We start from the raw sequence: 19,924 nt of genomic DNA on the forward strand, positions 1-19,924 counted from the left end.
TGCGCCTCCCAGTCGATAAACAAAACGCAGATTTTTTTGCCCATTTGTCGGGCAAGTTCGGCTGTCAGATGCAGCATTAAACCAGAGTCTTTGCCGCCAGAAAATGAGACACAAACGCGGGGTAGGGTGTTGAGTGTCTAGGTAATACGCTCTCGTGCAGCTTCCAGAATATTGAGTGGAAGAGGAATTTTATAAATAGACATCTGAAGACGCTCTCTGAACGTTACAGGGTGAACAGTGAGATAAGACTGTTAATTATAAAGTAAACACTGTAAAGCAGAGTGTTTTATTTTTCATTCGAGCTGTGAATAAATAGATGAAAGTTATAGTAGCTGTCTGTAGTTATATATCAAAAACTCTCATTTAGACGGTCAATAAATCGGGAGAACACCAAATTATTTAAAGAAGATTTATTATAGGAAATGTAAAGCTTTATTGAAGGTAACGGATGTTCTAGTTTTATCTCTTTTAAATTAAGAAAGTCACGGTGGTAGTTATAAAGTTCATAGGGGACTATTCCCAGTAAATCTGTAACTGCAATGCTATTAATTATTGTCAGCAAAGAGGAACCACGAAATGAAATTTTGCGATTCATAAACTTCTCGTCTATTTCCATTTGAATATCATCAACTCCTGCTGATTTGGATATTAATTGGGTGAACTCTTCTGCCATAATTTGTTCATAAGTGCTATTGTCAGTAATTCGCGGATGCTTATTACTACAAATTAGAGTATTGCGAATTGTATGCAATGGCATGCAAATGACGGAACGGCTGATCACTGGCATTTGGGTGATCACCAGATCGGCTTTGCGGTGAACCAACAGTTCTTCAGCATTCTCTGCTGACATGAGGATATCATGGCACTCAATCTCGACAGAGGCATCTTGCCGTAGGCAGCGGATCAGCATACTATTATTAGAGCAAGAAATGAGCTGAGGGCCGTAGATAATAAAGTTTTTCTTTAGTTCGGACTTATTGACTATATTAATTGTTTGTTCAAGGCCTTTGAGGTTTTTCTCAAGATGGTGATGCAGATTCAACCCTGTTGTCGTCGGCGCGATACCTTTTCCTGAGCGAATGAATAAAGGGTCATTAAATTGCGCACGTAAGCGTTGTAACGACTGGCTCACGGCTGATGGGGTGATATATAGTGATTCAGCAGCTTTGCTAATGCTTAAATGCTGGTAAATACACTCAAATATGACAAGAAGATTTAAGTCGAACTTTTTCAAGTCGTAGAGATTGGCCATACACTACTCCGGTTTATATTTTTCTTCCATGGTATATTCACTTAATCAATGTTTTTTGCGTATGTATTTTTATTGATTATGTTTTTTTGCTTAACTCAGGATTAAGTTTTTCTAAAATAGCACAGCCACTTAGGGTAGAGCGAGCAATTCATGCTTTTTTAGGATGGTTGAAAAGCAGGGATATAGTTCAACCATCCATGAATTACCTTTTATTTATTTCCCATAATGATATTAAGCGTTTTCTGATCGGGCAACCCCACGGCCTGTTGCAGCGTATTTTCCTTACTCATGTAATAGATAGCCGGCGTGACATTTGCCCCCAGATCGTCCATCAGTTTCTCATTGTCACTTAACACTTTCATTTGCTCTGTACTTACGTTTGCAGGCACGTTTAGCTTAAGCTTGCAACCAGAGGCTTCATATTGTTGCCAGGTTTTTGCGGGATCTTTGGAGGCAAGAATTGCCGCTGCTGTCGCCGGGCTTTCTGGCTTGATAACCCCAACCAACAATGTTCTTAATTGCACTTTGCCAGAATCTACCCACGGGCGCGCCTGCTGCCAGAACTGTTTACAATATGGGCAGAACGGATCGGCGAAGACGTAGACAATGACCGGCGCATCTTTTTTACCGTCGAGGAGCCAGTGGGATTGTTCCATCCGTTGCCACATTTCGCGTCCGGCTGGTGCGTAAATTTCTTTTTCGATAAGTGTGTTACTCAGGTTTTCACCTTTCTCGTTGTACATGTAACCAGAGATAGCGTGCTTACCATCGGGAGTCAGGTAGATGGTGACGCCCATATCCTGATACTTTCCGAGATAACCTTTCATTCCTCCGGGGGCATCGAACGTTTTGATGATTGTAATGCCATGTTTTTCAATCGCTTTTACTGGGGAAGGAAGTTCCTCTGCGAAGGCGATTGCAGGAAGCAGAGCCAGTAAAAGTATCTTTTTTAACATTAATTTGTTCTTTTCAGTCAGTGCAAAAGTCGAGTAAAAGGCATAACCTATCACTGTCATAGGTAAGAGCTTAGATCAGGTGATTGCCCTTTGTTTATGAGGGTGTTGTAATCCATGTCGTTGTTGCATTTGTAAGGGCAACACCTCAGCCTGCAGGCAGGCGCTGAAGATACCAAAGGGTAGTTCAGATTACACGGTCACCTGGAAAGGGGGCCATTTTACTTTTTATCGCCGCTGGCGGTGCAAAGTTCACAAAGTTGTCTTACGAAGGTTGTAAGGTAAAACTTATCGATTTGATAATGGAAACGCATTAGCCGAATCGGCAAAAATTGGTTACCTTACATCTCATCGAAAACACGGAGGAAGTATAGATGTCCTTGATTAACACCAAAATTAAACCTTTTAAAAACCAGGCATTCAAAAACGGCGAATTCATCGAAATCACCGAAAAAGATACCGAAGGCCGCTGGAGCGTCTTCTTCTTCTACCCGGCTGACTTTACTTTCGTATGCCCGACCGAACTGGGTGACGTTGCTGACCACTACGAAGAACTGCAGAAACTGGGCGTAGACGTATACGCAGTATCTACCGATACTCACTTCACCCACAAAGCATGGCACAGCAGCTCTGAAACCATCGCTAAAATCAAATATGCGATGATCGGCGACCCGACTGGCGCCCTGACCCGTAACTTCGACAACATGCGTGAAGATGAAGGTCTGGCTGACCGTGCGACCTTCGTTGTTGACCCGCAGGGTATCATCCAGGCAATCGAAGTTACCGCTGAAGGCATTGGCCGTGACGCGTCTGATCTGCTGCGTAAAATCAAAGCAGCTCAGTACGTAGCTTCTCACCCAGGTGAAGTTTGCCCGGCTAAATGGAAAGAAGGTGAAGCAACTCTGGCTCCGTCTCTGGACCTGGTTGGTAAAATCTAAATTTCCTTCGTCTTTCACGCCATAGCGGCGTTGGCGTCGCCCGCTCACCCCGGTCACTTACTTGTGTAAGCTCCCGGGGATTCACAGGCTAGTCGCCTTGCTCTGACGCGAAATACTTCGGAAATTCACCTAATTCTTCGGGTGCTGCGGCACCCGATTTTCTTCCCCGCACCATGATGCAAGCTGCATCCAGGTAGCCGCAGAGGCCGCTTGCATGATGATGTTTAAAGCCCAGGAGATAAACATGCTCGACACAAATATGAAAACTCAACTCAAGGCTTACCTTGAGAAATTGACCAAGCCTGTTGAGTTAATTGCCACGCTGGATGACAGCGCTAAATCGGCAGAAATCAAGGAACTGTTGGCTGAAATCGCAGAACTGTCAGACAAAGTCACCTTTAAAGAAGATAACAGCTTGCCAGTGCGTAAGCCGTCTTTCCTGATCACCAACCCAGGTTCCAACCAGGGACCACGTTTTGCAGGCTCCCCGCTGGGCCACGAGTTCACCTCGCTGGTACTGGCGTTGCTGTGGACCGGTGGTCATCCGTCGAAAGAAGCGCAGTCTCTGCTGGAGCAGATTCGCCATATTGACGGTGATTTTGAATTCGAAACCTATTACTCGCTCTCTTGCCATAACTGCCCGGACGTGGTGCAGGCGCTGAACCTGATGAGCGTATTGAACCCGCGCATCAAGCACACTGCAATTGACGGCGGCACCTTCCAGAACGAAATCACCGATCGCAACGTGATGGGCGTTCCGGCAGTGTTCGTAAACGGGAAAGAGTTTGGTCAGGGCCGCATGACGTTGACTGAAATCGTTGCCAAAATTGATACTGGCGCGGAAAAACGTGCGGCAGAAGAGCTGAACAAGCGTGATGCTTATGACGTATTAATCGTTGGTTCCGGCCCGGCGGGTGCAGCGGCAGCAATTTACTCCGCACGTAAAGGCATCCGTACCGGTCTGATGGGCGAACGTTTTGGTGGTCAGATCCTCGATACCGTTGATATCGAAAACTACATTTCTGTACCGAAGACTGAAGGGCAGAAGTTGGCAGGCGCACTGAAAGTTCACGTTGATGAATACGACGTTGATGTGATCGACAGCCAGAGCGCCAGCAAACTGATCCCGGCAGCGGTTGAAGGTGGTCTACACCAGATTGAAACAGCTTCTGGCGCGGTACTGAAAGCACGCAGCATTATCGTGGCGACGGGTGCAAAATGGCGCAACATGAACGTTCCGGGCGAAGATCAGTATCGCACTAAAGGCGTGACCTACTGCCCGCACTGCGACGGCCCGCTGTTTAAAGGCAAACGCGTAGCGGTTATCGGCGGCGGTAACTCCGGCGTGGAAGCGGCAATCGACCTGGCGGGTATCGTTGAGCACGTAACGCTGCTGGAATTTGCGCCAGAAATGAAAGCCGACCAGGTTCTGCAGGACAAACTGCGCAGCCTGAAAAACGTCGACATTATTCTGAATGCGCAAACCACGGAAGTGAAAGGCGACGGCAGCAAAGTCGTTGGTCTGGAATATCGAGATCGTGTCAGCGGCAATATTCACAACATCGAACTGGCCGGTATTTTTGTCCAGATTGGTCTGCTCCCGAACACCAACTGGCTGGAAGGCGCAGTCGAACGTAACCGCATGGGCGAGATTATCATTGATGCGAAATGTGAAACCAACGTCAAAGGCGTGTTCGCAGCGGGTGACTGTACGACGGTTCCGTACAAGCAGATCATCATCGCCACTGGCGAAGGTGCCAAAGCCTCTCTGAGTGCTTTTGACTACCTGATTCGCACCAAAACTGCATAAGAAGAAGTAAGATTCACCTGCAATTGCTTAGCCGCCGGGGTCAAACCTGGCGGCTTTTTTATGGCATTAAAAAGCCCTGCCGGGATGTTCCAGGCAGGGCGGCATAAATACTTTTATCTGTTAGCGAACGACCAGTACAGGCAGATTGGCGTGGCGGATCACGCTCGAGGCGTTAGAACCTAACAGATGGGTCGAAATCGATGGGTTGCGAGAACCGATAACTACAACATCAGCCCCCAGTTCTTCTGCCAACTCATTGACTTCATCCCGCACGCTACCAAAACGGACATGTTGTTTAATGCGGGAAGGATCGATGGTGAAGTGGCTGACCATCGTTTGCAGACGTTCTTCTGCTTCATGTTGCAGATGCTCTTCAAAACGACGCACATCAGCGGCAAAACGGTGCAGGCTCAGGCTGGCTGACCCGGGTAGTACGTGAAGTAGATGAATAACTCCGTCATCCTGGGCGAGGAATTCAGCGTGGCGAACAGCTTTGTCGCTCAATTCCATTTCAAATACATCAACTGGCATAATGATTGCCTTATACATAACCCTTTCTCCCTGTTAATCATGAACAAATCATTCGCCATGATTATAATATTTATCCCTGATATTTGTCTGGTTCTTTTTCCTTACGAACGGTTTCTGTGATTAATATATTCTCACTGAACACCAGGAATTCTCCCAAAACCTGCGGTACCGCCCGTTTTCCCGCTGTGATAGCTACCCTTAAAGACTGACTCTTTTTTGAACTGTCTCTGGAGGTTGCATGAAAGCATTGACTTATCACGGCCCACATCACGTTCAGGTAGAAAATGTTCCCGATCCGGGCATTGAACAGGCAGATGATATTATTCTGCGTATTACGGTAACGGCGATCTGTGGCTCTGACCTCCATCTTTATCGAGGCAAAATACCCCAGGTTAAACATGGCGATATTTTTGGTCATGAATTTATGGGGAAGTCGTTGAAACCGGGAAGGACGTAAAAAATTTGCAAAAAGGCGACCGGGTGGTAATTCCGTTCGTCATTGCTTGTGGCGACTGTTTTTTCTGTCGATTACAGCAATATGCCGCCTGCGAAAATACCAATGCGGGTAAAGGCGCTGCGCTCAATAAAAAACAGATACCTGCTCCCGCGGCATTGTTTGGTTATAGTCACCTGTATGGTGGCGTTCCTAGCGGGCAGGCGGAATATGTCCGCGTCCCTAAAGGGAATGTGGGGCCGTTTAAAGTACCGCCTTTGCTTTCAGATGATAAAGCCCTTTTCCTTTCTGATATTCTGCCAACGGCATGGCAGGCAGCAAAAAATGTGCAGATCCAACAAGGTTCAAGCGTTGCAGTCTATGGTGCTGGTCCTGTGGGATTGTTGACAATCGCCTGTGCACGGTTGCTCGGTGCGGAACAGATTTTTGTTGTTGATCATCATCCCTACCGCTTGCGTTTCGCCGCTGACCGCTACGGCGCGATCCCGATTAATTTCGATGAAGATAGCGATCCGGCACAGTCAATTATTGAACAAACGGCAGGTCACCGGGGCGTGGATGCAGTAATAGACGCCGTCGGTTTTGAAGCGAAAGGCAGCACCACGGAAACGGTGCTGACTAACCTGAAACTGGAGGGCAGCAGCGGTAAAGCGTTGCGCCAGTGTATTGCGGCGGTCAGGCGTGGCGGCATTGTTAGCGTACCGGGCGTCTACGCTGGATTTATTCACGGTTTCCTGTTTGGCGACGCCTTTGATAAAGGGTTGACGTTTAAAATGGGACAGACCCACGTTCACGCATGGCTGGGAGAATTATTACCGTTAATTGAGAAAGGATTACTGAAACCAGAAGAAATTGTTACCCACTATATGCCGTTTGAAGAGGCCGCCCGGGGATATGAGATTTTCGAAAAACGTGAAGAGGAGTGCCGTAAGGTGATTCTGGTACCCGGTGCACAAAGCGCAGAGGCGGCGCAGAAGGCGGTTTCAGGTCTGGTGAATGCGATGCCGGGGGGAACAATATGATCGTCAGGAGTGGTTTTCGAGGTAAAGGACAGCCATGACGATAATCGCCGCCATAATCAGAAATCCTATCAGGATGTAAAATGCTTCTGCCATGGTTATTCCCACAAACGAAACGGAATAATTTTGCAGCAAAAGTGAACAGTGAGAACCAGGAAAAATTGCTGATTTTGCGTAAAGAGGATGCGAGTGCATCCTCTGGGCAAAGCGAGTTATCGCTTGTGCAGATGGGATTAAAGCAGGTAGTCGCCAGCAGCTTCTGGCTGGTATTCGAGTTCCAGCACTTCAAGGTGGGTTGCAACGCCGCCCGGAAGTTCCCAGTGAATGGAATCGCCAACGCGCAGCCCCAGCAGTGCGGCACCTACCGGAGCCATAACGGAAAGCTGAGTATTGCTATCGGTCATTTTTGCCGGATACACCAGCGTGCGCACACGCACTTCGCCATCTCTAAGATTGCGGAATTTAACCCGGCTGTTCATTGTCACCACGTCGTGTGGCATCTCTTCTGGCGAACACATTTGGGCGCGATCCAACTCTGCGTTTAACGCGTCGGCGATTGGCAAACCAGCATAGGCGGGTTGCTCCAGCAGAATATCGATGCGTTCGGCATCCAGGTCGTTAATGATGATAGTTGGTCTGGACATTTTTACTCCATGTCGTCGGTACTGCGAGTGTCGCAGATAAACATACCCAAAAGAAAACCCTCACCGTCAGGCGGCGAGGGTTTAACTCACATGATGATACTGACTGTTGCTCACTCTTTGAAGTGATTTGCGTCACATTCAGGGAATTCCTCAATGCAGCGCATTATGTATAATTCTTAATCGGCATGGTTATGGAAGACGAATTAGCGTGTTTTGTAAATCAGAGGATTAATAACCCGCTTTATCAATCACAAAGGTTTTGCCACAGTTACCTGGGTGAGGTTGTGGCAAGAATGAGTTTGCAGAAAGCGGAGCGTTGATGGCGTCAGCTTTGATCGAGATCTGAATTTCAGTCAAATACGCAGGGTTACCCTGGCACGTTAGCTTAACTGCTTTCACGTTCTCTTTTCCCCAGCTTTTGGCAAAGGCGGCGTCAAAGTCACGGCGGCTCACTGTTTTACCGTAATTATCCGCAAGGAATTTTCCGGCTTCGCTCTCTTTAATTTCTTGATTCAGGCGTACCATCGTACCGAAGTATGCGTCCGGATCAAAACCAAAGCAGGCACCGTGTTTGGCATATTCGTAGCGTTCCAGGCAGGAACGTCCGCCAGCTCCTGGCATGACTTCACTTAGTTTAGCGGCCGTTTCCAGTGATAACCCGGTTTCCGGCGATGAACACATTCGGCTGGCGCGTGCTTCTGGTAGATTCGGGATTGGGCGAGTAGCGCAACCGAAGCGCATCCAGCGGCGTTCATCAACACCACGGGCAGCAACCGATTTAGGCAATCCTGGCCACAGACCATGTACGGTCAGAAAATCAGCTTTGTTGGTCGTTTCGGTTTGCAGGCGACATTCATCTCGTTCGTTACGATTTCGATCGTGTTGACTCTGGCAAAATCCGGTTTGCCAGGAGAGGGCCAGGACATAGCGATCAAAATCGCCATACTGTTTTGCCTGCAACGCTACGGCGTTGGCAGAAGATAAGGGAAGCAGAGAAACCGCGAGCAACGCGGCGTTACGGCAGAATGCTTTCATAATGGGTGTGGAACTCATACATACACTGAATACTATCTATTAAATCATAAAAAAGCCCGCCAGGTGGGCTTACCTGGCGGGCGTGATGATTTATTCAGCGTTTGGCGAACGTATTAGTTCCACATGGCGAGAATCGGCCAGCCAACCAACAGTAACATAGAGATGTAAATCACCCCGAAGATTGCGCCAAGACGCCAGTAATCTTTTGATTTCACATAGCCACAGCCGTAAATAATCACCCCAGGACCGGTTGCATACGGCGTCAGACAGCCCATGATACCGATAGACAGCACCAGCAGGATACACAGTTGTTCCATTGGTACGCCCGGAATACCTTTACCGACGGCCAGAATAACCGGCAGCATGGTTGCGGTGTGCGCAGACAGGCTGGCAAACAGGTAGTGTGCAAAGTAGAACACCAGAACCAGTACAATCACCGTTGCGTTTGGTGAGAATCCTTCCAGGTGCGTACTCATGGTACCGGCGAACCAGTCAATAAAACCAGAACGAGTCAGGCCGTTAGCCATCACAACCAGAGTTGCCAGGTTGACCAGCGTGTTCCATGCGCTGTTATAGCGGGTAATGTCTTTCCACGGCACAACGTGCAGAGCCAGCATTAGCGAAACTGCCAGCAGACCAACCGCAGTAGCATTAATGACTTCACTGCCAAATACCCACAAACCTAAGCTGAGCAATACAAGGCCAATCAGCGTCCACTCTCTGCGTGTCAGCGCACCCATGGTTTTTAGTTCATCACCCGCCCAGGTTGCCACTTCTTCACTGTGTGTGATTTCCGGTTTGTACAGCACGTAGGAAAGCCACGGCGCAATGATAAGCAAGATAACCCCAACCGGCAGGAAGCAGAGGAACCACTGCAACCAGCTAATCTGGATACCGGCAATTTTGCTGACGAACTCCAGACCCAGCATGTTTGGTGCCGCACCGGTGACAAACATGGATGAACTCAGACTGGTACTAATGACCATCATCCACATCAAATAGCCGCCAATACGACGCGCGGACGGATCGTTCGGGAATGATTTAAACAACGGCGGCAGGTTTTTAATGACCGGAAAAACCGTACCCCCGGTACGCGCGGTGTTGGACGGTGTAAACGGTGCCAGCAGAATGTCGATAATGACAATCGCATAACCCAACGTCAGCGTGCGTTTGTCCATGAATTTCACCAGGAAAAGGGCAATGCGACGACCTAACCCGGAAACTTCATACCCTAATGCAAAAATAAATGCGCCAAATACCAGCCATACCGTGGTGCTGGAAAAACCAGCCAGGCCCCATTTCAGCGCCTGTTTTTGCGCATTAAACGCTGGGTCAGCTAATTCTTTGGCATCAAAGAGCAGGTAATTACTGCCAATAACGCAAATAGTAACCGCAATAAAACTGATCGCTGTTGCCGGAATTGGCTCGAGGATCATGCCGACAATCATTGCCACAAACACAGCGAAGTAATGCCATGCCTGCGGCGGCATACCGTCGGGGACAGGGATAAGAAACATGACACCCATCACCACCAGTGGGGCCAATAGTTTCCATATATTATCTTTTGCTAAAGACATACGGGTTCTCCGAAAATTAATATTTCCAAATTTATCAAGTGCTTAAATAATTAAATCTGTGCTAAAAACCAGGTAAGGATCAGCAGGTCGGCACTGCCGCCTGGACTGAGATTTCGTTCGATACACTCCCTGTCGAACTGCCGGAGATAATCGAGATCGGCGGGGGTTCGAATGCCCCCTTTTTGCAATAATGTTTGCGCCTCGCGCTGTAGCCAGCGCAGGCCCCCCTCGCCACCGCGCGATGCAACGTTGGTATCGCCGTTGGTAGCCATCAGTAGGAGCAAGGTATCGAGCAATGCCAGTTCAGGATCTAACCCCTGATCCAGCAGAGTGAGGTAATGCGGCAAGGCGTGGTTGATCACCAGTGGATAACCCGCTTCGGCTTCACCGCGTGCGCCGGTAAGGCCAAGCTGCTGGTACAACCGTTGACCTGCCGTCAGTCGTGAATTATTGGTACGCAGTTCGCGATCGGTCAGGCCACGGCAGAAACTTGCCGCCGTAGAACAAACGGTTGTTGGCGTAACCGGCTGGTTGAGCTGAAGCAAACGGCCAATTGCCGCACATAGCAGCCCTAAAGAAAAAATGCTGCCTTTATGCGTGTTTACGCCCGCAGTGGCGCGGAACATATCACCTTCGCAAGCCATACCAATTGGGCGTAATCCGTGGAGTACCGCTTCCGGTGCCATTTCTGCACTACAGGCACCAAATTCAATGAAACGGGGTAACCAGCCCTGAATCGCCAGCGCGCTGCGGTGGAAATCTTCCAGCGCCATATCTTTGTGCGCACCGCAGTTAATGCGATCCACGAGGCCTGGTTTCGGTGACAGATTGACTTCAGTCAGCATGGCGCGCCAGCCCAGCAGGGCGTACTCATCGATTAATGACGTCGCAAGCTTTGTGGTTTTAGTTGACGTTGCAGGCATCGACATCGTTCAGCAGTGCCTCCATGCGGTTGAGTAAATCGGTCAGTTGATGGGTTTTTCCACGCGCGCAGACGGCTGCGCTTTGCTCGCACAACAGGCAGCGGCGAGGCGGCAGTGAATAGTCGCGGCGGGAGAGAATTTCGCCTTCGGGCGTCAGGACATCGATATCCCATAACCGCCCGAGAGGATGACTATGTTCAAGCTCAATGGTGGCGAGCTTGAGATCGCGAGCCGGGGCGGCAATGCTCAACATGCCCTCCGGCCCGCTGGCGGAAACCAGTGCAGCCTGCTCCTGAATTTGCCAGCCCTGCTTTGTGGCTAAGGCACGCAAGGCTGTCACGCCATGATTAAAAATTCGGCGTGTGACCTCGCTGTCTTTAATCGGCCCAGGCGCAACCACGGTAAAGGAGACCAGTGGAACAGGATGGTGCTTGAGCCAGGCGTGTTGCCGTGCTTGCCTTTCATCCCGGCTGACGAGCAGCTCGGGAATTGACACCGCATGGTGGCTGGCGAGTTCAGGAAGCAGGTGCATGGCTTATTCCTTCACCTGATGCACAACATCGATCACCGAGCCATCGCGGTAACGCACAACGGCAACGACGCGGTCGGTGAATTCAATCGGCTGTGGTTCACCGGTCAGCAGACGCGCACGTTCGCGCAGCCACTCAATGGAAACCACTTTAATGCCCGCTTCCTGCAGACGTTCTGCTAGTTCCGGACGTGCCGGGTTAACTGCGATACCGTGGTCTGTGACCAGAATATCGACACTGGAGCCCGGGGTGATGCAGGTCAGCACGTTATCCACCAGAGTCGGAATACGACCGCGTACCAGTGGCGCGACGATGATGGAAAGCGCAGAGGCAATCGCGGTATCGCAGTGACCACCGGAAGCGCCACGCAGTACGCCGTCAGAACCGGTCAGCACGTTAACGTTGAACTGCCTGTCAATTTCCAGCGCGCTCAGTACCACCACGTCGAGACGATCAACCGATGCGCCTTTCGAACCCCAGTTAGCGTACTGGTTGGCGCTGATTTCGATGTGATTGGGGTTACGGGCCAGCGATTGCGCAGCATGGCTGTCAAAGCTCTGCACATCCAGCAGTTTGCGGATCAGACCTTTTTCGTGCAGATCAACCATCGTCGCGGTAATACCGCCGAGGGCGAAGTCGGCGCGAATATCGCGGCTACGCATTTTGTCTTCCAGGAAACGGGTTACCGCCAGCGAAGCGCCGCCGGTGCCGGTTTGCATGGAGAAACCTTCTTTGAAGTAGCCAGAGTTGACAATCACATCCGCAGCGCTACGGGCAATAAGCAGTTCGCGCGGGTTAGTGGTCATACGGGTAGTACCAGCGCCGATTTTTGCAGCATCGCCAACGCGATCAACTTTGACGATCAAATCAACCTGATCTTGCTCAATGCTTGCCGGATTATGCGGATAAGGCAGCAGTTCTTCGGTAAGCATCACGACCTGTTTTGCGTTGTCGGCATCAACCATTGCATAGCCGAGGGAGCCGCAGCAGGCTTTACCGGTGTAGCCGTTGGCATTACCGAATTCATCACAGGACGGGACGCCGAGGAAAGCCACGTCGATATTCAGTTCGCCGCTCTGTACCAGATGCACACGACCGCCGTGAGAGTGGATCTGCACCGGTTCCGCCAGCAGACCACGGGAGATCTCTTCCGCCAGTGGACCGCGTAGGCCAGAGGTATAAATGCGGGTAACCACGCCCTGGCGAATGTGTTCTACCAGCGGCGCATGGCAATCACTCAGGGAGCTGGACGCCAGGGTCAGGTTTTTAAAGCCCATCTTCGCGATGACGTCCATCACCATATTGACGGTCAGGTCACCGCCACGGAAAGCGTGATGGAAGGAAACCGTCATGCCGTCCTGTAAACCTGAGCGACGAATCGCTTCTTCCAGGTTGGCGCACAGTTTGCGATCGCGCGCTTTTTCAGCCTGGTAGGTTTGCTTTGGTGAGTTCTGGAAAGCGGCAAGATCGCATTCAGTGCGACGATTCCAGGCCGCTACCCGTTCTTGTCGTTGAGATTGTTCAATTTTCTGCGTCATTTTGATTGCCTTATTCTTCGCGGATGCCGGAAAGTTCTGCACGGGAGAGCACCAGACGGGCGCGATCGATAACCGGACCGTCCACCATCTTACCGTTCAGGGAAACCACGCCGAGGCCTTCGCGAGCGGCGGCTTCAGCGGCTTCTACGACGCGGCGGGCGTGATCCACTTCTTTCTGGGTCGGTGCGTAGAGGTTGTGCAGCAGATCAATCTGACGCGGGTTGATCAGCGATTTGCCGTCAAAGCCCAGCTGTTTGATGTGGGCGGCTTCTTGCAGGAATCCGGCTTCGTTGTTAGCGTCGGAATAGACGGTATCGAACGCCTGAATACCCGCAGAGCGCGCGGCCTGCAAAATGGAACAGCGTGCGAACAGCAGTTCAGTTCCTTCCGGGGAGCGTTCTGTACGCAGGTTGCGCACATAGTCTTCTGCACCGAGGGCGATACCGATCAAACGCTCGGAAGCGTGAGCGATTTCCACTGCGCGGGTAATGCCCAGCGGAGATTCAATCGCCGCCAGCAGGCCGGTGCTGCCGGGTTCACGAACACAGGCTTTTTCTATACGCAGGATCTCTTTTTCAATATCCAGAACATCCTGAGCGGTATCGGTTTTCGGCAGACGCACAACGTCCGCACCACCGCGAACGACGGCTTCCAGGTCGTTAACACCCCATTCGGAATCCAGCGCGTTGACACGCACAATGGTTTCAATATCGCGATACAGCGGATGTTGCAGCGCGTGATAAACCATGCGGCGGGCGGTGTCTTTTTCACGTAATGCCACGGAGTCTTCGAGGTCAAACATCAGGGCATCAGCCGGGTAGATGAAGGAGTTGCTGACCATCGCGGCATTGGCACCAGGCACAAACAACATGCTGCGGCGGGTGCGAGTTTTACGTTGTTGCAGCGAAGCGGAAATCATTGGCAATCCTCCCATGGCAGAGCCGGGATACCGCTGGCGCGTGCCAGCAGGGCTTCCAGTCGTGCACGTAAAATGCAGTCCAGTGCGCCTTTGTCATCGACATTCAGCTGTACGCCGCGCACGTTGTAGCGGGCGAGAACGTCCAGAATGGTGGTGCGAATTGCATCGCCAAACTGTTTCTCAACGCTGCTATTGATTTGCAGGTCGATATCCTGCGTATCGAGTGGGGCGATGCGTATCATCACATCCCCAGACTCAAGGGTGCCTGCAACGGCGGGCTGGTTTATTTTCATTTTTCACCTGTTTCTCATGCGGGGGTCTTTTGACGAGCTGCCGCGTCCTGGCGGGAGTGTTCAAGCAGGTTCTGCAAATAATGCAGCGTGACTGCAGGGACCAGCGGCGCGATAGCCGTGAGATCGTTTTTCGCCAGCAGTTGACGTACCCGGGAAGCGGATATCGGCATCTCCTGGTAACGCAGCCGCTCAATTTCAACCAGTTCGATGGGCGCTGCGGAGATAGTCGGCGTTTCCAGCCAGTAGCGCATATCCTGGTTGTACTGGGCGGTAACGCGACAAAAGGGTTCAGTACCGACAAAGCGGTGAGTTACACCAAGCGCGGGAGCGAGGTACTGACGGAAAATCTTCAGATCAATTTCGGTGTAACAATGGTTAATGACGCTCTGTTCTTTAATGAAGTAGCAAGGGAACGTAGCGCGGGAGATGATGTATTCTGAGCCGCGATGCACAGTCAGGCGTGGAATATCGGCGGTGCCTTTTAACACCAGATCCAGCCGGTCTTCATAGGGGAAGCGTGAAGAATCTTCTTTGACTAAAAACAGATGAAACCAGTCGCACTGTGCCGCAGCTTGTTGAATCAGATAACGGTGACCATTCGTAAAGGGATTGGCGTTCATCACAATGCAGCCAATCTTGTTCCCTGGATGACGCAATTTTTTCAGCGATTCGGCATAGCGTTTCAGTCGCGTGGCGCTGTTTTCCATCAGCACCATCACGCCGGGTACGCAGGTCAGCGTGGAAAAACCGCACTGGCGGAACAGCGCCTCGTATTCGGTTTTGGTATAAATAAACAGATGCGTGCTGTGCCGCTCATAGGCGAGGTTTATCAGTTCAGTGGCTAATGTCAGCGCCAGTCCTTCACCGCGAACGGATTCACTGATAGCAACGCATTTAATAATATTTCCGGCAATTCCACCGCACGCGATAAGCTTTTCATCGCGGGTTACGGTAATAAATACTTCGACTGTGGTGTCAACGCTCAAATCATTTTCATGCAGGAATTGGGCGATTTCCGCCATTTTTTTATTTTCTGAACGTTTTACGCGGGTGAAAATATCATTGACGAACATAATAAATAGTATCCTGAAGGTGCATGTTGTTATCGATTTGCAACGAATGTTGTTCAATGTTGCAAACTGATAACCTTTTATTTTCACTTGGGAGAAAGGGGGGTGATCGAGGTATATCTTTTTCTCCTTTCGCTATACATCCTAAGGAGTATTTCGGCGTGAAATTTTGATTTATTTCACATAGAGTTAGTGGTTTTTTTATTTGTTTAATGGTTTTAAGTTTTTTAATTAATGTAATTACGAAATGACTCGCAGGTTTAAGTGATTTAATTGATTTAATGAATAAAATTTGCCACGATCATAATTAATATCTATGTATTTTGATTCAACATTTTAATTACATCCGTCAAAGAGGCTCGGGACAACCCGCAAGGAAAACAATGTTGCAGCTTAACGAGAATAAACAGTTTGCATTTTTCCAAAGACTGACATTTCCGCTGCGTATCTTTTTGCTGATTCTGGTGTTCTCAATATTTGTCATTGCAGCCCTGGCGCAATATTTTACGGCCAGTTTTGAGGACTATTTAACGCTTCATGTACGCGACATGGCAATGAATCAGGCGAAAATTATTGCCTCCAATGACAGTGTCATCTCTGCGGTGAAAACGCGTGACTACAAACGGCTGGCGACCATCGCTAACAAATTACAAAGAGATACCGATTTTGATTATGTGGTGATTGGCGACCGGCACTCGATCCGCCTTTACCATCCTAATCCGGAGAAAATTGGTTATCCTATGCAGTTCACCAAACAGGGCGCGCTGGAGAAAGGGGAGAGCTACTTCATTACCGGGAAAGGGTCAATGGGTATGGCGATGCGCGCCAAAACGCCAATCTTTGATGACGATGGAAAAGTCATCGGCGTGGTGTCGATTGGCTACCTGGTGAGTAAAATCGATAGCTGGCGGGCTGAGTTTTTATTACCGATGGCAGGTGTGTTTGTCGTGCTGTTAGGGATTCTGATGTTGCTGTCGTGGTTCCTGGCCGCGCATATCCGTCGGCAGATGATGGGCATGGAGCCAAAGCAAATCGCACGGGTGGTCCGTCAGCAAGAGGCGCTGTTTAGTTCGGTTTATGAAGGGCTGATTGCGGTGGATCCGCACGGTTACATTACCGCCATCAATCGTAACGCAAGAAAGATGCTGGGGCTGAGTTCCCCTGGACGGCAATGGTTGGGTAAACCCATTGCTGAAGTGGTCAGGTCTGCCGATTTCTTTACCGAACAGATTGATGAAAAACGTCAGGATGTGGTGGCTAACTTTAACGGTCTGAGCGTTATTGCCAATCGGGAAGCTATTCGTTCAGGTGATGATTTGCTGGGAGCCATTATCAGCTTTCGCAGTAAAGACGAAATTTCCACCCTCAATGCGCAACTGACGCAAATAAAACAATACGTTGAGAGCCTTCGTACATTGCGACACGAGCATCTCAATTGGATGTCGACTCTCAATGGTCTGTTGCAGATGAAAGAGTATGATCGCGTGCTGGCGATGGTGCAGGGGGAGTCTCAGGCCCAGCAACAGCTTATTGACAGCCTGCGCGAGGCGTTTGCCGATCGCCAGGTGGCGGGGCTGCTTTTTGGTAAAGTGCAGCGCGCCCGCGAACTGGGGCTAAAAATGATCATCGTCCCCGGTAGCCAGCTTTCGCAACTGCCGCCAGGACTGGATAGCACCGAGTTTGCCGCCATTGTTGGCAATTTACTTGATAACGCCTTCGAAGCCAGCCTGCGTAGCGATGAAGGAAACAAGAGCGTTGAATTATTCCTCAGCGATGAAGGCGATGATGTGGTGATTGAAGTCGCCGATCAGGGCTGCGGCGTTCCAGAGTCTCTACGAGACAAAATATTTGAGCAGGGGTCAGTACGCGTGCTGACGAGCCCGGTGAACATGGCATTGGGTTGTACTTGATTGCCAGCTACGTAACGCGCTGCGGTGGTGTTATCACTCTCGAAGATAATGATCCCTGCGGTACCTTATTTTCAATCTATATTCCGAAAGTGAAACCTAATGACAGCTCCATTAACCCTATTGATCGTTGAGGACGAAACGCCGCTGGCAGAGATGCATGCGGAATATATTCGTCACATTCCCGGATTCAGTCAGATATTACTGGCGGGAAACCTGGCGCAGGCCCGAATGATGATCGAGCGTTTTAAGCCGGGGCTAATCTTGCTCGATAACTATCTTCCTGACGGTAGAGGGATTAATTTACTGCATGAACTGGTGCAGGCGCATTATCCCGGCGACGTGGTGTTTACCACTGCAGCCAGTGATATGGAAACGGTGTCTGAAGCCGTACGTTGTGGTGTATTTGATTATCTCATTAAGCCAATTGCCTATGAACGGCTGGGTGAAGCGGCGCACGAAAAACGCGAAAGCGTTTCACGATAAATGCGAAAACTTTAGCTTTCGCGCTTCAAATGAAACAGCAGTATTAATTACCGCTTTTTATTCATTACATGGGGATCACTTAGGGTATGGCTGAACCTTGAATAGTTTGGTATTTAGCCGCTTCCTTGCTCGCTTGTTCAGGAATCTGATGTAGCGATACTGATTAAATTTGTGCACCACGGCACGCTCCTTATTAGCTCGCAAATACTCGCCTCGTTGCCCTCCGCGCTTAATCGCGTTCATCGTTATCTCGTGATACCACTCACCATCCAGCTCGTAGAACGTGCTTTCATGGCTGCCAATAAAATCAAAATTCGACGCCTGATACACAACGCCTGCGAGTCCGCAGCGTTCGTCAGCAAAGGACTGAACCCACTCCACTGACGGATACAGTAATCTGATAACTTTCAGCGCGTAGCTGATGGCCCGTGATTCAGAGTTGCGGGGCATGTCGTCGTGTAGCCACATGCGATTCAACTCCATATAGCCCCGGTTATCCGTTTCAAGCACGACACGACGACCTGAGTTGGGGTTAAGGGCATATCCCCACTGGAGAACGCCAACCAGATCACGCCCGCTGAATACTCCCAGGTGAAGGTAAGAGTTATTCACAAAACGGCGGGAATAGTGCTTTGTCTGAATGATTGTGCGGGCCAGCCAGCAGGATATGGTTTCAACGCGCAGCTCCTTTGAACCATAGCCAACAATCTGGCCTTCATACTCAATAACGCACGGTTTCGTCAGAATGCGTGATTTCTTCTCTTTTCCCACAATGTTTCTCCGTGGGATGCTCGCAGGCATTCAGCATTATGATGTGACGTTTGCAACGCGGACACCTGATTTCAATGTGATCAAAGGAATCCGCTTTAAATAACAGTTTGTTGCAGTTCTTACAGCGAATTGATTTCATTTCACCTCCTTGCATCAATTCGCCGTTATCTTAAAAAATCTCATCAGTCGGGTGTGGTTATCGGGACATAATCGATCGGTAATACAGATCGATTTAATTGATTCGATCGTCGTTTTCTATATGCGTTCCTTTTTGAAGGCGCTTTAAAGCACGTTTTAATCCCGGTCGGTCTGTCCTTGTTCCGCTTAATTTATCTTCAAATATTTATTCACATCCTGCACAAACAAGAGCGTTTCGTTGCAGGTCTGTATTCTGGTCATTTGTTGATACCCTTACATAGCCAATCAGCACGCTGAATTCCCCGTTTAAAAGCGGAAATCATGCCATGCAGGCCAGAAACGGCCCCTCGGTTTACAGGAAACGGTAAACAAGGCTGGTAACGCCGTGCAAAAAAATGGCGATACGTTGTCCGGTGGACTTACTTTTGAAAACGACTCAATCCTTGCCTGGATTCGGAATACTGACTGGGCAAAGATTGGATTTAAAAATGATGCCGACAGCGATACTGATTCATACATGTGGTTTGAAACAGGCGACAACGGCAATGAGTATTTCAAATGGAGACACCACCTCACTGGCGGCCGGGTTAAAGACCTGATGAATCTTAAATGGGATGCTCTGTATGTTCTTGTTAAAGCCCTTTTCAGCAGTGAAGTAAAAATATCGACGGTCAATGCACTGAGAATATTTAATTCATCTTTTGGTGCCATTTTTCGTCGTTCTGAAGAATGCCTGCATATCATCCCTACACGAGAGAATGAAGGGGAAAATGGTAATATAGGGCCACTACGCCCCTTTACGCTTAATCTCAGAACTGGCCGGATAAGCATGGGGCATGGTCTGGTTGTTACAGGAGATATATTTACAAACCGTTTTTTAATTAACAGCAGTACAGGCATGTGGATTCATATGCGTGACCAGAACGTTATTATGGGCCGTAATGCGGTATCCAACGATGGTGCGCAGGCATTGCTTCGCCAGGACCATACCGACCGTAAATTCGTAATTGGTGGGCTGGGGAATAGGCAATTTGGCATCTACATGATTAATAACTCAAGGACAGCCAATGGCACCGATGGTCAGGCGTACATGGATAATAACGGGAACTGGCTTTGCGGTTCGCAAGTTATTCCCG

17 protein-coding genes and 6 pseudogenes are annotated in these 19,924 nt (G+C 49.6%); 6 read left to right on the top strand and 17 right to left on the bottom strand.

Features of this window, described 5'->3' with window-relative positions; translation table 11 throughout:
• The 3 genes and pseudogenes from ACUU1I_RS13170 to dsbG form a co-directional block, all read right to left on the bottom strand.
• Nucleotides 1–203, bottom strand: a pseudogene (locus tag ACUU1I_RS13170) (phosphoadenosine phosphosulfate reductase); the annotation flags it as partial.
• Between the two features lie 146 nt (nucleotides 204–349).
• Nucleotides 350–1,252, bottom strand: a complete 903-nt coding sequence (gene citR / locus ACUU1I_RS13175) for a DNA-binding transcriptional repressor CitR (RefSeq protein ID WP_000002447.1) — start codon at nucleotides 1,250–1,252, stop codon at nucleotides 350–352.
• Between the two features lie 209 nt (nucleotides 1,253–1,461).
• On the bottom strand, nucleotides 1,462–2,208 hold the full coding sequence (gene dsbG / locus ACUU1I_RS13180; protein WP_005066710.1) for a thiol:disulfide interchange protein DsbG: 747 nt from the start codon (nucleotides 2,206–2,208) through the stop codon (nucleotides 1,462–1,464).
• 371 nt (nucleotides 2,209–2,579) lie between these two features.
• On the opposite strand from dsbG, the gene ahpC reads away from it, so the two are divergent.
• Both ahpC and ahpF read left to right on the top strand, forming a co-directional pair.
• On the top strand, nucleotides 2,580–3,143 hold the full coding sequence (gene ahpC, locus ACUU1I_RS13185) for an alkyl hydroperoxide reductase subunit C (RefSeq protein WP_000052796.1): 564 nt from the start codon (nucleotides 2,580–2,582) through the stop codon (nucleotides 3,141–3,143).
• Between the two features lie 244 nt (nucleotides 3,144–3,387).
• Entirely contained in the window at nucleotides 3,388–4,953 is a 1,566-nt protein-coding gene (gene ahpF, locus ACUU1I_RS13190; RefSeq protein WP_001313644.1) for an alkyl hydroperoxide reductase subunit F, read from the top strand.
• Between the two features lie 120 nt (nucleotides 4,954–5,073).
• Here the strand turns inward: ahpF and uspG are convergent, their stop codons facing one another.
• The gene (gene uspG, locus ACUU1I_RS13195; RefSeq protein WP_000276167.1) at nucleotides 5,074–5,502 is read right to left on the bottom strand and encodes a universal stress protein UspG; all 429 of its coding nucleotides are present in this window, start codon (nucleotides 5,500–5,502) and stop codon (nucleotides 5,074–5,076) included.
• A 220-nt stretch (nucleotides 5,503–5,722) separates the two neighbouring features.
• On the opposite strand from uspG, the pseudogene ACUU1I_RS13200 reads away from it, so the two are divergent.
• Nucleotides 5,723–6,960, top strand: a pseudogene (locus tag ACUU1I_RS13200) (zinc-dependent alcohol dehydrogenase).
• 3 nt (nucleotides 6,961–6,963) lie between these two features.
• Here ACUU1I_RS13200 and yldA read toward each other — a convergent pair.
• The 10 genes from yldA to citC form a co-directional block, all read right to left on the bottom strand.
• On the bottom strand, nucleotides 6,964–7,053 hold the full coding sequence (gene yldA / locus ACUU1I_RS13205; protein ID WP_000796528.1) for a small membrane protein YldA: 90 nt from the start codon (nucleotides 7,051–7,053) through the stop codon (nucleotides 6,964–6,966).
• Between the two features lie 137 nt (nucleotides 7,054–7,190).
• On the bottom strand, nucleotides 7,191–7,601 hold the full coding sequence (gene rnk / locus ACUU1I_RS13210) for a nucleoside diphosphate kinase regulator (RefSeq protein WP_000089727.1): 411 nt from the start codon (nucleotides 7,599–7,601) through the stop codon (nucleotides 7,191–7,193).
• Between the two features lie 228 nt (nucleotides 7,602–7,829).
• On the bottom strand, nucleotides 7,830–8,636 hold the full coding sequence (gene rna / locus ACUU1I_RS13215; protein WP_005066726.1) for a ribonuclease I: 807 nt from the start codon (nucleotides 8,634–8,636) through the stop codon (nucleotides 7,830–7,832).
• Nucleotides 8,637–8,749: 113 nt separating this feature from the next.
• A complete protein-coding gene (citT, locus tag ACUU1I_RS13220) occupies nucleotides 8,750–10,213 on the bottom strand; it encodes a citrate/succinate antiporter CitT (protein ID WP_000050319.1) in 1,464 nt (487 codons plus the stop codon).
• 50 nt (nucleotides 10,214–10,263) lie between these two features.
• Entirely contained in the window at nucleotides 10,264–11,142 is an 879-nt protein-coding gene (citG, locus tag ACUU1I_RS13225) for a triphosphoribosyl-dephospho-CoA synthase CitG (RefSeq protein ID WP_000062460.1), read from the bottom strand.
• Nucleotides 11,117–11,668, bottom strand: coding sequence for a citrate lyase holo-[acyl-carrier protein] synthase (gene citX / locus ACUU1I_RS13230; RefSeq protein WP_000550398.1), 552 nt, complete (start codon nucleotides 11,666–11,668; stop codon nucleotides 11,117–11,119). Before citX ends, citG begins: the two co-directional genes overlap by 26 nt.
• A 3-nt stretch (nucleotides 11,669–11,671) precedes the next feature.
• Complete coding sequence (gene citF / locus ACUU1I_RS13235; protein ID WP_005066735.1) at nucleotides 11,672–13,204, bottom strand: citrate lyase subunit alpha; 1,533 nt, start codon at nucleotides 13,202–13,204, stop codon at nucleotides 11,672–11,674.
• Nucleotides 13,205–13,214: 10 nt separating this feature from the next.
• A complete protein-coding gene (citE, locus tag ACUU1I_RS13240) occupies nucleotides 13,215–14,123 on the bottom strand; it encodes a citrate (pro-3S)-lyase subunit beta (protein WP_005066740.1) in 909 nt (302 codons plus the stop codon).
• Nucleotides 14,120–14,416 carry a citrate lyase acyl carrier protein gene (citD, locus tag ACUU1I_RS13245; RefSeq protein ID WP_000700703.1) on the bottom strand — a complete coding sequence of 99 codons (297 nt, stop codon included), beginning with the start codon at nucleotides 14,414–14,416 and terminating at the stop codon, nucleotides 14,120–14,122. The genes citE and citD overlap by 4 nt, the downstream gene beginning before the upstream one ends.
• A 14-nt stretch (nucleotides 14,417–14,430) precedes the next feature.
• On the bottom strand, nucleotides 14,431–15,489 hold the full coding sequence (gene citC / locus ACUU1I_RS13250) for a [citrate (pro-3S)-lyase] ligase (protein ID WP_000497905.1): 1,059 nt from the start codon (nucleotides 15,487–15,489) through the stop codon (nucleotides 14,431–14,433).
• A 380-nt stretch (nucleotides 15,490–15,869) separates the two neighbouring features.
• Between citC and dpiB the strand changes: the two are divergent.
• Together dpiB and ACUU1I_RS13260 are read left to right on the top strand one after the other, a co-directional pair.
• Nucleotides 15,870–17,527 (top strand): annotated as a pseudogene (gene dpiB / locus ACUU1I_RS13255) (sensor histidine kinase DpiB).
• Nucleotides 17,496–17,864: pseudogene (locus tag ACUU1I_RS13260) on the top strand (response regulator); the annotation flags it as partial. The pseudogenes dpiB and ACUU1I_RS13260, both read left to right, overlap by 32 nt.
• A 90-nt stretch (nucleotides 17,865–17,954) precedes the next feature.
• Here the strand turns inward: ACUU1I_RS13260 and ACUU1I_RS13265 are convergent.
• From ACUU1I_RS13265 to ACUU1I_RS13275, 3 genes and pseudogenes are all read right to left on the bottom strand, one after another.
• Nucleotides 17,955–18,650 (bottom strand): Mom family adenine methylcarbamoylation protein, encoded by a 696-nt coding sequence (locus ACUU1I_RS13265; RefSeq protein ID WP_000514021.1) that lies wholly within the window; start codon nucleotides 18,648–18,650, stop codon nucleotides 17,955–17,957.
• Nucleotides 18,601–18,789 carry a Com family DNA-binding transcriptional regulator gene (locus ACUU1I_RS13270; protein ID WP_001311352.1) on the bottom strand — a complete coding sequence of 63 codons (189 nt, stop codon included), beginning with the start codon at nucleotides 18,787–18,789 and terminating at the stop codon, nucleotides 18,601–18,603. The genes ACUU1I_RS13265 and ACUU1I_RS13270 overlap by 50 nt, the downstream gene beginning before the upstream one ends.
• A gap of 126 nt (nucleotides 18,790–18,915) precedes the next feature.
• Nucleotides 18,916–19,080, bottom strand: a pseudogene (locus ACUU1I_RS13275) (recombinase family protein); the annotation flags it as partial.
• Nucleotides 19,081–19,131: 51 nt separating this feature from the next.
• On the opposite strand from ACUU1I_RS13275, the pseudogene ACUU1I_RS13280 reads away from it, so the two are divergent.
• Nucleotides 19,132–19,924: pseudogene (locus tag ACUU1I_RS13280) on the top strand (phage tail fiber protein); the annotation flags it as partial.

The organism is Shigella sp. SIG3 (assembly GCF_053555855.1).

Coding starts and splice junctions, on each gene's coding strand:
- citR (WP_000002447.1), bottom strand. CDS start 1,252: ATGGCCAATCTCTACGACTTGAAAAAGTTCGACTTAAATCTTCTTGTC.
- dsbG (WP_005066710.1), bottom strand. CDS start 2,208: ATGTTAAAAAAGATACTTTTACTGGCTCTGCTTCCTGCAATCGCCTTC.
- ahpC (WP_000052796.1), top strand. CDS start 2,580: ATGTCCTTGATTAACACCAAAATTAAACCTTTTAAAAACCAGGCATTC.
- ahpF (WP_001313644.1), top strand. CDS start 3,388: ATGCTCGACACAAATATGAAAACTCAACTCAAGGCTTACCTTGAGAAA.
- uspG (WP_000276167.1), bottom strand. CDS start 5,502: ATGTATAAGGCAATCATTATGCCAGTTGATGTATTTGAAATGGAATTG.
- yldA (WP_000796528.1), bottom strand. CDS start 7,053: ATGGCAGAAGCATTTTACATCCTGATAGGATTTCTGATTATGGCGGCG.
- rnk (WP_000089727.1), bottom strand. CDS start 7,601: ATGTCCAGACCAACTATCATCATTAACGACCTGGATGCCGAACGCATC.
- rna (WP_005066726.1), bottom strand. CDS start 8,636: ATGAAAGCATTCTGCCGTAACGCCGCGTTGCTCGCGGTTTCTCTGCTT.
- citT (WP_000050319.1), bottom strand. CDS start 10,213: ATGTCTTTAGCAAAAGATAATATATGGAAACTATTGGCCCCACTGGTG.
- citG (WP_000062460.1), bottom strand. CDS start 11,142: ATGTCGATGCCTGCAACGTCAACTAAAACCACAAAGCTTGCGACGTCA.
- citX (WP_000550398.1), bottom strand. CDS start 11,668: ATGCACCTGCTTCCTGAACTCGCCAGCCACCATGCGGTGTCAATTCCC.
- citF (WP_005066735.1), bottom strand. CDS start 13,204: ATGACGCAGAAAATTGAACAATCTCAACGACAAGAACGGGTAGCGGCC.
- citE (WP_005066740.1), bottom strand. CDS start 14,123: ATGATTTCCGCTTCGCTGCAACAACGTAAAACTCGCACCCGCCGCAGC.
- citD (WP_000700703.1), bottom strand. CDS start 14,416: ATGAAAATAAACCAGCCCGCCGTTGCAGGCACCCTTGAGTCTGGGGAT.
- citC (WP_000497905.1), bottom strand. CDS start 15,489: ATGTTCGTCAATGATATTTTCACCCGCGTAAAACGTTCAGAAAATAAA.
- ACUU1I_RS13270 (WP_001311352.1), bottom strand. CDS start 18,789: ATGAAATCAATTCGCTGTAAGAACTGCAACAAACTGTTATTTAAAGCG.